This window comes from Paractinoplanes durhamensis (assembly GCF_016862175.1).
Classification (GTDB): domain Bacteria; phylum Actinomycetota; class Actinomycetes; order Mycobacteriales; family Micromonosporaceae; genus Actinoplanes; species Actinoplanes durhamensis.
This window is the reverse complement of sequence record NZ_BOML01000031.1, coordinates 28,626-41,275: the sequence shown is the minus strand read 5'-3', so window position 1 is coordinate 41,275 and position 12,650 is coordinate 28,626. Positions and strand designations below refer to the sequence as shown.

Genomic DNA, 12,650 nt, shown 5'->3' with positions numbered 1-12,650 from the left:
GGTGGTGGCCCCACCGCCGGCGGCTCCGTCGGTCTACCGCACCCGCGCCTATCGCACCCGGCAGCGCCTGCTCTTCGCGCTGGCCGGGCTGGGCTTGGTGCTTCTCGGCTACCTGATCGGGCGCTGGCAGGACACGCCGGCGCCGGCGGCGGCCAACGCGCTGCCCTCGGCGGTTCCGTCGTCGGGGCCGGTGTCACCGGTCCCGACCACCTCGGAGGCGCCGACGCCGACCGTCTACCAGACGCTGCAGGCCGAGTCGGCGAGCGCCGCCGAGGGCATCGAGCCGCAGGACACCGAGGACGAGGGCGGCGGCAAGAACGTCGGCTGGATCGCGGGCGGTGACGCGCTGCGCTTCGACAACATCGAGTTCGGCGAGGTGCCGGCGACCAAGCTGGACGTGCGGGTGGCCTCCGACGCGGAGGACGGGCGGATGGAGATCCGCCTGGACAGTCCGACGGCCGAGCCGGTCGGGACGCTGCGGGTGACGAAGACCGGCGGCTGGCAGAATTGGCGTACGGACGAGGTGTCGCTCACGCCGGTGACCGGGACGCACACGGTCTACTTCACGTTCGCCCGGGACGACGACGGCGAGTTCCTCAACATCAACTGGTTCCTCTTCGTGCACTGAGCCTGCTCAGTTCGGTGGAGGGCGGGCCCGTCTGCCCGCCCCCCACGTTCCCTGTTACCGGAAGAAGGCCGGTCCCGGGACGCCCACGCCGGTCTCGGCGTCGTAGCCACGGGTGCTGTGGATGGTCGTCGTCTGCACGTCGACCGTCTGCAGCAGGAACTGCCGGCCGTCCGCCGCGTTCTCCGAGTTCACGAAGTTCGTCCGGACCTGCAGGACGGGCTTCTTCGGCGCGACGATGTCGGTGATCGCCGCCGTGCCCGCCGTGCGGTAGTAGGCCGGGTTGGCGAAGCCGACCGGGTGGTGCTGCTTCTGGCTCTGCACCGCCTGCAGACCGGCCAGCAGCGGCGACGCCAGGCTGGTGCCACCGATGCGGTACTCGTCGTAGTAGGTGCCGTCGGTGAACTCCTGGGTCTGGCCGACGATGAAGCCGGTGTTCGGGTCGCCCGGCATCGAGATGTCCGGCACGGTCCGCATCCGGGTCGCCCCGAAGTACTTCGAGATCGAGTCCGGAACGACACCGCGCTGGTAGAACGGCTGCCCGAACAGGATGCTCGTACCGCCGCCACCACCGGACGAGTACGCCGACTCGCCCCAGCTCTTGCCGTCGTCCGACAACGGGGCGTAGGCCGACTGCCAGCCGTGCTCCCAGACCCGCTTGCCGTGCTTGTCGATGCCGACGCTGGTGCCGCCGACGCCGGTCACGAACGGCAGGTCGGCCGGGAAGTCGACGGTCTTCAGGTCGGGCTCGGTGCCGCCCTGGGTCTCGTCGCCGGCGTCGCCGCTGGAGAAGTCGACGGTGATGCCGGTCAGCGCGGCCTCCAGCGAGAACTGCTGGTAGAACGCGATGAACTCGGCGCCGAGGTCCGCCACCTTGTCGGTGCCGGTGCCCCACGAGTTGGTGACGATGTCGGCCACGTGGTTGTCGATGGTGGTCGCCCACGCCTCGTCGAGGCCGGTGTTGCAGTCGGCCCCGCCCACGTAGACGATCTTCGCGCCCGGGGCCATCGAGTGCACTGCCTCGATGTCCAGAGTCTCCTCGCCGTACCAACCGGCGCCGCCGCAGTCCTCGACCATGTCGTAGCCGTCGGGGCCGGGGGTGATCTGCCGGAACTGGTTCCGGCCGAACGCGGGCAGGCCGTGCTTGCGGTTGTACGTGCTCAGGTCCTGCGCGATCGTCGGCGAGGCGAACGCGTCGGTGACCGCCACGGTCACGCCACGCCCGTCGATGCCCTTCTTGATCAGGTCACTGACGCCGTACGCCGACTGGTACTGCTTCGGCGCGTAGCCACACACGACGTACGGCTGCTTCTTGCCGTTCGCGGCCGGCTGCGCGGTGGCGGTCTTCTCGCCGTAGTACGACGAGCAGGGCGTGCCCGGGCGGAAGCCGGTGTCCGGGCCGGGCAGGGTTTCGCCCGGGGTCTTGAGCGCCTGGCCCTGGTCGAGGCCGAGCACGCCGGCGACGACGCCGAGGACCGCCGACGGGGTGTCCTCCGGCAGCGACAGCGCGGTGCTGTTCGCGTGCACGGTCTTGCCCTGGTACGAGTAGTCCTTCACGGTCGTACCGAAAACTTTGTTGATCTGAGCCGTGGTGCCGGCCGCCTCGACATACATCCCGCCGAGGGTGTCGCGCAGGGCGAAGCCCTGGCCCTTGAGCCAGGAGCGGACGGCGTCGACATCGGTCGAGGCCGGCGCGAACCGGGTCTTGAAATCACTGGTGGTGAGCCACTTGCCGTAGCTCGCGCTCGCCGGGTCGGAGATCTGGGCGAGAGTGGCCTCGGCGTTGGCGCTGTCGCGCAGGTTGAGCAGGACGCCGAAGGAGATGGATTCGGCGGCGGCCGGAGCGCCGCCGGTAGCGCGCGCCCTGGTCAGCCAGCGCGGCTGACTGCCGTTGAGGACGTGCCGTCCGGGACGGGCCGCGGCGGTGGCCGGGCCGGCCCCGAGGAACGAGGCGGCGGCGGTGCCGAGTGCGACAACCAGCGCCAGCCGCGACCTCACGGTCGAGCTTTTGATCACTTTGCCTCCATTGAAGCGGACGAACGCCCCCACATAACGCCGATAGACGTTCGTCGGTCAATACCTCCCGGGGAAATTCCGTGTTGCATAGATAGATGTCTTCGCAGCTCAGAGGCCCTGTCGCCGATCGAACATATGTTCTAAACTGCTCAGCGTGCCCATCCTGCACGCCGATCTCGACGCGTTCTACGCCTCGGTCGAGCAGCGCGACGACCCCGCGCTGCGCGGCCGTCCGGTGCTGGTCGGCATGGGCGTGGTGCTGGCCGCGAGCTACGAGGCGAAGGCGTGCGGCGTGCGCACGCCGATGGGCCTGACCCAGGCCCGGGCGCTCTGCCCGCGGGCGGTGGTGGTCCCGCCCCGGATGAAGGCGTATTCGGCGGCGAGCAAGGCGGTGTTCGAGATCTTCCGCGACACCACCCCGCTGGTCGAGGGCATCTCCATCGACGAGGCCTTCCTCGACGTCACCGGCCTCCACAAGATCCGTGGGGAGCCGCGGGAGATCGCGGCCGGCCTGCGCGCCGCCGTGCGCGACGGGGTCGGCCTGCCGATCACGGTCGGCATCGCCGGCACCAAGTTCCTGGCCAAGGTCGCCAGCGCCGTCGGCAAGCCGGACGGCCTGCTCGAGGTCCCGCCCGGCACCGAGCTCGACTTCCTGCACCCGCTGCCGGTCGAGCGGCTCTGGGGCGTCGGCCCGGTGACGTCGGCCAAGCTGCGCGAGCACCGGATCAACACGGTCGGCCACGTCGCCCGGATCGGCGAGGCCGCCCTGGTCACCATGCTCGGCCCGCACTCCGGCCGACACCTGCACGCGCTGGCCCACAACCGCGACCCGCGCCGGGTCCGGCCCGGCCTCCGCCGCGGCTCGATCGGTTCGCAGTGCGCGCTGGGCCGCCGCCCGCGCCCGTTCGCCGAGATCGACGCCACCCTGGCCGCCCTGGTCGACCGGGTCACCCGCCGGATGCGCGGCGCCAACCGGGCCGGCCGCACGGTGACGTTGCGGCTGCGCTTCGACGACTTCGGCCGGGCCACCCGATCGCGCAGCCTGCTGACGGCGACGATGCAGACCCGGGTGGTGCTGGAGACCGCGCGGGCGCTGCTGGCCGAGGCCCGCCCGCTGATCGAGGCCCGCGGCCTGACCCTGGTCGGTGTGGCCGTGAGCAACCTGGACACCGACGGCAGCGTCCAGCCGTCCCTGTTCGACGAGCTCTCCGACGACCGCCTCGACGTGGCGATGGACGCGGTTCGCGACCGCTTCGGTTCGAGCTCCCTGGGCCGCGCCGCCACCCTGGGCCGCCGGCTCAACCCGTCGGTGCCGATCCTCCCCGACTAGCCGGCGGACGGCCTCGACCACGGTGCGGCGGCGGCCCGCGCGCTCTTTGGGTGGTCGTCGTAGAAGGCGGTCAGGTCGAAGGGCATGGCTCGGGACCGTAGGAGAACGCCGGGGCGGGCGGCTGTGCAGTTTCGCCGGATGGTGGCGCAACGGCCTTGGCCGGACGCCTTGCCCTGCCTGTGCGGGCGGGGGCTCATCTACGGCGTATTTATATGGGTTTATGCGGAATTTCGGATTACCAAGGACGGCTGGAACGTCACCGAGCGAGGCAGGCGACCCGGAGTGGCTATGTGGGCCATCAGGACCTCGGCCATCTCGGCGGCCATCTCCTCCACCGGCTGGCGCACCGTCGTCAGCAAGGGGCGGCAATCCAGGGCGGCGCTGCTGTCGTCGAAGCCGACCACCGCTATGTCGTCGGGGACTCGGCGGCCCAGGTCCTGCAAGGCGCGTAGTGCGCCTTCGGCCATCAGGTCGTTTGCTACGAAAAGTCCGTCTATGTTGGGGTGTTGGGCCAGCAGGCGGCGGGCCATTGCCTCGCCTCCTGCTCGGGTGAAGTCGCCCTCGATCGTGGGGACCGACGGGAAGCCTCGGGTTGACAAGAAAGCTCGGAATCCGTCCAAGCGGTCCAGACCCGATGGGATGTCCAGCGGGCCGCTGATCGTCGCTAGCGTGCGGCAACCCCGGTTGAGCAGGTGTTCTGCGGCCAGGCGGGCGCCCAGGCGCTGATCCACGTCCACGTAACTGACCGCAATCGGGGACGTCGGGCGGGCCGAGACCACCGCCGGAATCCCCAGGTCGTGCACCTGCCTCGGGAGGGTGTCCTGTTCGTGGCTGCTGATCAGCAGGACGCCGTCGACGTGGCCCTGGCGCAGGTAACGCACCACCTGGTGGTGATCTGTGGAATCTGTCGGGATCACCACCAGGTGGATGTCGTGCGGGCGCAGCGCACTTGTCGCGCCGGCGGTGATGCGGCCGAAGTACGGGTCGGTGAAGATGCGGTTCAGGAAGCTGTGGTTGTCGGGGCGGTCCGGCTCGCTGATCACCAGGGCCACCGAGTTCGACCTTCGGGTGACCAGGCTGCGGGCCGCCACGTTCGGGACGTAGCCCGTGTCGGCGATCGCGCGCTGGACCATCTCGCGGATCTTGGCGTCGACGCTGGGGGCGCCGTTGATGACGCGGGAGACGGTCGCCCGCGAGACGCCGGCGGCCTCGGCCACCTGGTCCATCGTCGGATGCTGGCCGCCGCGAGCGGGCCGGGGATTCATGCGGTCTGTTATAGCAGGCCCATTGAGAGCGCTCTCTCGGTGTGAGGCGCCGCCGCCGGGGACGGCGGCGGCGCCCGCGCTCACTGGTAGACCCGCACGTAGTCGACGAGCATCTGAGACGGGAACGGGGTGGTCGCGTCGACCGCACCCGGCCAGTCGCCGCCGACCGCCAGGTTCAGGATGAGGTAGAACGGGTGGTCATAGACCCACGCGCCCTTGGTGTTCTCGGTGGTCTCCTTGCTGGCGTAGAAGACCTGGGTGTTGTCGAGGAAGAAGCGGATGCCCTTGCTGTCCCACTCGGCGGCCCAGGTGTGGAAGTCGGCGGAGAGGTCCACCGTCTTCAGCGACTGGCCGTAACCGCCGCCGCCGTTGTACATCGGGGCGTGCAGCGTCGCGTACGTCGTGGTGGTGTCCTTGCCGAGGACCTCCATGATGTCGACCTCGCCGTTGTACGGCCACGGGCGGCCGCTCAGGAAGTCGGCGCCCATCATCCAGAACGCCGGCCAGAAGCCCTGGCCCTTCGGCACCTTCACCCGGGCCTCGACCCGGCCGTACTGGAAGGTGAACTTACCGCCGGTGTTCATCCGGTGTGACGTGTAGTCACGGCCCCCGACGGTCTCCTTACGCGCGGTCATCACCAGGTGGCCCTGGCCGTCCATCGCCGCGTTGTCGCCGTTGGTGTAGTACTCCTGCTCGCCGTTCTGGCCGGTGCCCGGGTCGAGCGTCCACTTGGACGAGTCTGGTTTGCTGCTGGCCGCGCCGTTGAACTCGTCCGCGAAGACCAGGCGGGACGCCGGGAAGGTCGGGTCGGCCGGTTTGGCCGGCGGGTCCTGCGGGGCGCCGCCGGTGCCGTAGATGCTGAACTCCCACAGCGAGTAGCCGTAGGTGCTGCTGCGGGCGGTGCCGTACATCCGGACGTAGCGGCCGGTGCCGGTGGCGTTGATGACGTCCTTGAGACCGTCACCGGTGGTGGTGCTGTAGATCGAGGTCCAGTTCACGTTGTCGTTCGAGACCTGGATTTGGTACGCCTTGCCGTAGGCCGGGTCCCACTGCAGGACGACCTGGCTGATCTGCGCGGTGGCGCCCAGGTCGACCGCGATCCAGCCGGGGTCGACCCAGCCGTTGGTCGAGCTGGTGGCCCAGCGGCTGGCCGGGTCGTTGTCGAACGCCTTGTCGGGGCTGCAGGGGTTGCAGTTGACGTCGTTCTGCCAGGTGGAGGCGGTGGCCGGCTTGTTGTAGCTCAGCAGCCGCGCGGTGCCGGTCGGCGGGGTGGTCGTTGGCGGCGTGGTGGTGCCACCGGCAAAGACTTGGAACTCCCAGAATGAGTAGCCGTAGGCGGCCAGTGCCCGCTCAGTCAGATTTATCCGAACATATCGGGCGGTGCCGCTGACCGTGATGCTCTGCTGGCCGCCCGCGCCGGTCGTGGTGGCGTAGGCCTGGGTAAACGACGAGCCGTCGTTCGAGAACTGGATCGTGAACGCCTTCGCGTACGCCGACTCCCAGTTGATCGCGATCCGGGAGACCGCGGTGGCCGTGCCGAGGTCGACCTGCCACCACTGCGCGGCCGACCAGGTGCTGGCCCACCGGGTGCCGTTGTTGCCGTCGTTGGCCTCGGACGCCAGGTAGGCACCGGCCACCTCGGACGACGACGCGGTCGCCGTCTTGCCCTGCGAGACGACCACCTCGGCGGCGTCGGCGCGGGTCATGGTGATCACGAAGTAGGTGGCGAGCAGGCCGAGGACGGCCAGAGCCAGGGCGAAGGGTCGTCTGCGGACCAGGATTGGGGATGTCATGGGGTTGACTCCTGGGTCGGGGGATTGCGGCCTCACGTCGGGGATGTCACGTGAAAGCGCTCTTTTGAAACACACTGTGAACCGCGGCTTGAACGGATGTCAATGCCTGGTAGAGGGCTCGGGAAGCGCTTCCCAGGTGGCCGCCGGTTCCGGAACCGTCCCAGGGGGACGGTTCCGGACTGTCCGGAAAGGGAAGGCGGACTGTCCTCAATGGGAGACGGGCTCGGGTTCAGCGGATAACGGAGAACGGCGAGCGGCCAGCGCGAACAGGGCCGCGGCCGGGAGCAGGAACACGCCGGCCGCCGAGATTCCGGCGCCGAGCGACCGGCGCGAACCGACCACGCCGGCCGGCGGGCCGCCGACGATCTGGCCGAGCGCGTCGGCCTGGGCCTGGATGGAAAACACCGTCGCGCGGGTGTCGGGGCCGGTCGCGGAGACCATCCAGATCGTCATGATCGGGGAGGCGGTGTCCCGCAGGAGGCGGACCACCAGGTAGAGGCCGAACGCGAGCCACCACTGGCCGGTCAGACCGAAGCCGATCATGCCGATCGCGGTGACGATCTGCAGGACGGTCATCAGCTCACCGATCCGGCGCGGGTGGGTGGTGTCCAGGTGCCGTCCGATCAGGCCGGTCAGCGCGATCGAGCCCAGCGCCGCGGCCATCGCGAGCCCGCCGAAGACCCAGGTCTCGTCAAGAGAAGAGACGAAGGGCAGCAGGAACGGCTGGCTCAGCCGGTCGAAACCCTCGCTGCTCATGCCCGCGAAGAGCGTGCCGGCGACGATGCCGCCCAGCAGCATGCTGCGCCGGACCGCGCCGGCGCCGGCCGCGACCTGCCGGCCCATCGACCGCCACGACCCGCGGGTCTCGGCCGGCGACCAGCCGTCCTCCTTCATGAAGACCATCAGGAGTACGCCGAGGAGAAGCGTCAGCACGCCTCCCACGACGATCGGCACCGCGAGTCCGAGCAGCGCGAGCCCGGTGGCCGCGGCGATGCCGAGCAGCGATCCGGCCTGCACGAGCTGACCGCCGCGGACGAAGGCGGACGTGACCCGAGCCGCCGGGATCTCGTCGGCGGCCCACGCCTCCTCGGCGCCGTCGACGCAGGTCACGCCGATCGACCAGATGACGTTGGCGACGAGAATCGCGGCGAACGAGGGGATCAGGCCCCAGACGAGCAGCCCGACGCCCATCAGCAGATAGCCGATGATCACCGAGAGGCGGCGGCTGCGCAGGTCGGCGATGACGCCGGTCGGCACCTGCGCGAGGAAACAGACGGTCTCCATGACCGTGCCGACCAGCACGAGCTGGAGCGGGGAGAGACCGATGGAGGCCTGATAGATCAGGTTGAGGGTGAAGGCGATCCTCGATGCGAACGAGTTGAGGCCGCAGATGAGCAGGTAGAGACGATATGACGACATGCGGATGCATCCCGAGGGCCGAAGGCTCCCGGCGCCTTAAGAAGTGCGGCGCTGCTTCCTAGAGGGTGATCAGCCCGGCAGGCGACGCACGGCACCGGAGATGGACACGATGCCGCAAGGGGTTGTCATGCCGGGCAGATTACCCGATGCCACCGACGAAGACAGGCGTCGGCGGGGCAAAACCGTTGAAGTTCGAGGCGTACGCCAGGGTGTAGGCCCCGGCCGACCCGAAGTAGAGCGTGTCGCCCACGGCGAGCCCCGCCGGCAGCGGGATGGCGTAGCCGACGACGTCGGTGGCGTGCCCGCTCGGCCCGGCGATGGTGAACGGAAGCGTGGGCGACCCCTCCGGCAGCGAGGTCGACATCGGGTAGTCCCAGCCGCCCGGCGACTGCATCGGCTCCATCAGCCCGTGGTAGGCGCCGACCTCGACGTAGAGCCAGTGCTCGGCGCCGCGCAGTTCCCGCCCGATGACCTTGGCGGCCAGCACCGACGCCTCGGCGACCAGGAAGCGGCCCGGCTCGGCGGTGACCACCGCGGGCGGGTAGGGCAGCAGCGCGATCTCCGAGGCGATCACCTGGCCGAGCTGCTCGATCGACGGCTCGCCGGCCACGTAGGTCGCCGGGAACCCGCCGCCGAGGTCGAGCATCGTCAGCTCGATGCCTTCGTCGAGGAGCCGGTCCATCAGTTCGCCGGCCATCCGGATCGCCGACCGCCACGCCCCGGTGCTCTGGCACTGCGAGCCGACGTGGAAGGTCACCCCGTACGGCGTCAGGCCCATCCGGCGGGCGAGCAGCATCAGGTCGTACGCCTCGTCGAGGTCGGTGCCGAACCGGTTGCCGGCCGGGAAGACGCTGGTGCTGTCGTCGACCCGAAGCCGCACGTGCACGGCGGCCCCGGGCGCGTTCTCGGAGATCTTGGCGAGCTCGTTCGGCGAGTCGAAGCCGAATCGCCGGACCCCGGCTCCGAACGCGGCAGCGATCATGCCGGGCGCCTTGATCGGGTGGCTGTAGAGCACGTCGGCCGGGTCGACGCCCTGCGCCTGGAGCATGCGCAGCTCGGCGATCGAGGAGATCTCGAACGCCGACCCGGCCGTCGCGAGGGTCCGCAGGATCTCGGCCGAGGAGTTGCACTTCATCGCGTAGTGGATCCGGGTCCCGGGCAGGGCCGCGGCGAACCGCGCGTACCGGTCGGCGACGACGTCGAGGTTGGTGACCAGGTAGGGCGTGGGAACGTCGATCAGCTGCAGGATGGCGGGGGCGTGCAGGGCGGCGACGCTCATCTGGTTCCTTAGATCTTGGCGGCGGGGGACGAGGCGAGGAACAGCTCGCCGGCCTCGGCGGCGGGGACCGGGCGGGAGAAGTAGTAGCCCTGGGCGAAGTGGCAGCCCATCTCGCGGAGCGCGGCCAGCTGGCCGAACTCCTCGATGCCCTCGGCCACGGTGGCCATGCCGAGGCTCTTGCCGAGCTGCACGATGGTGTCGGCGAGCGCGGTGTCGTCGGTGAGGGCGCCGAGCCGCTCCACGAACGAGCGGTCGATCTTGAGGGTGTCGACCGGGAAGCGCCGCAGGTAGGCCAGCGACGAGTAGCCGGTGCCGAAGTCGTCGATGGCCAGGGTGATGCCGAGCGCCTTGAGCCGGACCAGCTGCTCCAGGTTGTCGTCGGTGTCGGTCATCAGCACGCTCTCGGTCATCTCGAGGCACAGCTGGTCGGCGGGCATGCCGGTCTCGGCGAGGATGCCGGACACCACCTCGACCAGGTCGGCCCGGTCGAACTGGCGGACCGAGACGTTCACCGCCATCTTCACCGGCCGGCCGCCGGCCCGCGCCGACCACTCGACCGCCTGCCGGCAGGCCTCGTCGAGGACCCAGCGGCCGAGCGGCACGATCAGGCCGGTCGCCTCGGCGATCGGGATGAACTCGGCCGGCGGGATCAGGCCGCGGGACGGGTGCTCCCAGCGGGCCAGCGCCTCGAAGCCGATCACCTCGCTGGTGACCAGGTCGACGGTGGGCTGGTAGTGCAGGTGCAGCTGCCCGCGGTCGAGGGCGGCCCGCAGGTCGGCCTCCAGCTCGAGCCGCTCGACCAGGCCGGCCAGCATGTCCGGGTGGTAGCTGGCGAAGCAGCCGCCGCCCGCCGACTTGGCCTTGTACATGGCCAGGTCGGCGTTGCGCATGAGCTGCTCGGCGCCGTCGCCCTCCGGCTCGCCCAGCACGCCGGCCGCGGCCAGGCCGATGCTGGCCTGCACGTGGATGTCCCGGCTGTCGCTGCGGAACGGCTGGTCCAGCACCTCGATGATGCGGCGGGCCACCTGCTCGGCGTCGTCGGAATCCAGCGACGCCTGGATCAGCACGGCGAACTCGTCGCCGCCGAAGCGGGCCACCACGTCCACCTCCCGGACCGAGGTGCGCAGCCGGTCGGCGACCTGCACCAGCAGCTGGTCGCCGGCCAGGTGGCCGAGGCTGTCGTTGACCTCCTTGAAGCCGTCCAGGTCGAGGAAGAGCACGGTGACGTCGTCGTCCGGGCCGCGGGAGCGCAGCGCGTCGCAGACCCGGTCGCGGAACAGCGCCCGGTTGGCGAGCTGGGTGAGCGCGTCGTGGTACGCCTCGTGGACGAGCTGGTCCTGGAGTTCCTTGCGCTCGCTGATGTCGCGGGTGTTGAGCACGAGACCGGCGACGCTCGGGTCGGAGAGCAGGTTGGTGATGGTCACCTCGGCCTGCCGGATCCGGCCGTCGTGGTGCTTGACCGGCAGCTCGAGCATGATCGTCGCGTACGGCCGGCCGGCCACCTGGCGCATCGCCTGGGCCAGCCGGACGGCGGACTCGGGGTCGACGAGCTTGGTGAGCCGCTTGCCGCTGAAGACCCGGGCCGGGAAGCCGAACACCCGCTGCACCGACTCGCTCTGGTAGAGCACGTCGCCTTCCGGGCTGACCACGGTGACCACGTCCGAGCTGTGCTGCACGAGCGCGTGGAAGCGCTGCTCGCTGGCGAACAGCTCGGCGGTGCGGCCGGCCACCCGGGCTTCCAGGTTGCGGGTGAGGTTGCGGTTCTCCCGCAGGGTGAGCAACTGCCGCCCGATGATCAGCAGGATCAGCGCCGACCGGGTGTACGCCACGAACAGGTTGCTGTGCCCGGTCTTCGCATACCAGAACAACGTGGTGAGCAGGGCGGCCAGCACCGCGACGTAGGGCAGCAGCAGCCCGACCGGCTGGCCGTCCTCGGCCGGGAGATCGTGCTCGGTGTCCGGTGGCAGCGGCTTCATGGCCGCGATCAGGATCAGTGCGAAGCCGGCGAACCAGCCGATGTCGGTGATCTGGCCGGACCGGTATTCGCCGGCCAGGGTGAGGTAGGCGAAGCCGATGTCGGAGGCGGCGAACGCGCCGATGCCGACGGCGACCAGCATCAGCGAGCTGAACTGCCGGCCCCGGCGCTTCTGGGCGAGCATGTACAGCACGATCGTGATGATCATGATGTCGCCGAGCGGGTTGATCAGGTTGACGTAGAGCGAGGCCGGGGCGGTGTGGCCCTCGGCGAACCGCGGCGCCACCACCATGATCCAGGCGATGAGGACCAGCGAGGTGGCCACCATCAGGCCGTCGAGCACGCTGCGCAGCCGGTTGGCCAGAGCCTGGGTGGGGCTGGGCAGGACCAGGAGGCCGGCCGAGGTGAAGACGATCATGCCGAGGTAGCCGAGGGTGGACGCGGATGCTCCGGGGCGGTCCAGCGCGACCCAGGCGACCTGGCCGATCGCCCAGCTGAGGGTGCCCAGCCCGATGAGGGCCCAGCCCGCCCGGGCCCGGCCGGTGTGCCACGCGGCGCAGACCAGGCTCGCGATGGCGGCCGAGAAGGCGGCGTAGCAGAGTCCGTAGCCGGAGACGGCATCGGCGACCCGCGGCCCGCCGATGCTCAGCACCACGGCGAAGGCGACGACGGCCAGGCCCGCGGCGATGCACAGGCGCGGCCACAGGAGGCCGTGCGAGACCGGGGCTCTGAGCCGCGGTTCGGTGGCAGTCATCAGACGTGTCTCCGGTCCGCTGGTCGCCGTCCCGAGGTGGACGGATGTACCCGAGATCGGGACATCCGCCGGTGGCCTGAGGAAATTCCGGGGCAAAGCCGGGGGCGCCGGGTGCAAATCGGTTGCCAACACATTGACTTGTGTCACTGGCTTGCGACAACGTTGTCATCGGTTGATCACCCCGGTAACAGGAG

The 12,650-nt window shown here is 70.1% G+C and carries 8 protein-coding genes; 2 read left to right on the top strand and 6 right to left on the bottom strand.

Annotated features, from left to right (window positions below):
- Window position 1 precedes the first annotated feature (1 nt).
- Window positions 2-628 carry a carbohydrate-binding protein gene (locus tag Adu01nite_RS17975; protein ID WP_203728038.1) on the top strand — a complete coding sequence of 209 codons (627 nt, stop codon included), beginning with the start codon at window positions 2-4 and terminating at the stop codon, window positions 626-628.
- 54 nt (window positions 629-682) lie between these two features.
- Here the strand turns inward: Adu01nite_RS17975 and Adu01nite_RS17970 are convergent, their stop codons facing one another.
- Window positions 683-2,641 (bottom strand): S53 family peptidase, encoded by a 1,959-nt coding sequence (locus Adu01nite_RS17970; RefSeq protein ID WP_239132495.1) that lies wholly within the window; start codon window positions 2,639-2,641, stop codon window positions 683-685.
- A gap of 145 nt (window positions 2,642-2,786) precedes the next feature.
- Here Adu01nite_RS17970 and dinB point away from each other — a divergent pair, with 145 nt between their 5' ends.
- The gene (gene dinB / locus Adu01nite_RS17965; RefSeq protein WP_203728226.1) at window positions 2,787-3,971 is read left to right on the top strand and encodes a DNA polymerase IV; all 1,185 of its coding nucleotides are present in this window, start codon (window positions 2,787-2,789) and stop codon (window positions 3,969-3,971) included.
- Between the two features lie 218 nt (window positions 3,972-4,189).
- Here dinB and Adu01nite_RS17960 read toward each other — a convergent pair whose 3' ends face one another.
- The 5 genes from Adu01nite_RS17960 to Adu01nite_RS17940 form a co-directional block, all read right to left on the bottom strand.
- Window positions 4,190-5,236: a LacI family DNA-binding transcriptional regulator gene (locus tag Adu01nite_RS17960; protein WP_239132494.1), complete on the bottom strand. Its 1,047-nt coding sequence runs from the start codon at window positions 5,234-5,236 to the stop codon at window positions 4,190-4,192.
- Between the two features lie 80 nt (window positions 5,237-5,316).
- Window positions 5,317-7,029 carry a galactose-binding domain-containing protein gene (locus tag Adu01nite_RS17955; protein WP_203728037.1) on the bottom strand — a complete coding sequence of 571 codons (1,713 nt, stop codon included), beginning with the start codon at window positions 7,027-7,029 and terminating at the stop codon, window positions 5,317-5,319.
- A 207-nt stretch (window positions 7,030-7,236) separates the two neighbouring features.
- Window positions 7,237-8,448, bottom strand: coding sequence for an MFS transporter (locus tag Adu01nite_RS17950; protein ID WP_203728036.1), 1,212 nt, complete (start codon window positions 8,446-8,448; stop codon window positions 7,237-7,239).
- Window positions 8,449-8,587: 139 nt separating this feature from the next.
- Window positions 8,588-9,727 carry a type III PLP-dependent enzyme gene (locus tag Adu01nite_RS17945; RefSeq protein ID WP_203728035.1) on the bottom strand — a complete coding sequence of 380 codons (1,140 nt, stop codon included), beginning with the start codon at window positions 9,725-9,727 and terminating at the stop codon, window positions 8,588-8,590.
- 8 nt (window positions 9,728-9,735) lie between these two features.
- Complete coding sequence (locus tag Adu01nite_RS17940; RefSeq protein ID WP_203728034.1) at window positions 9,736-12,456, bottom strand: putative bifunctional diguanylate cyclase/phosphodiesterase; 2,721 nt, start codon at window positions 12,454-12,456, stop codon at window positions 9,736-9,738.
- Between the last annotated feature and the right edge of the window lie 194 nt (window positions 12,457-12,650).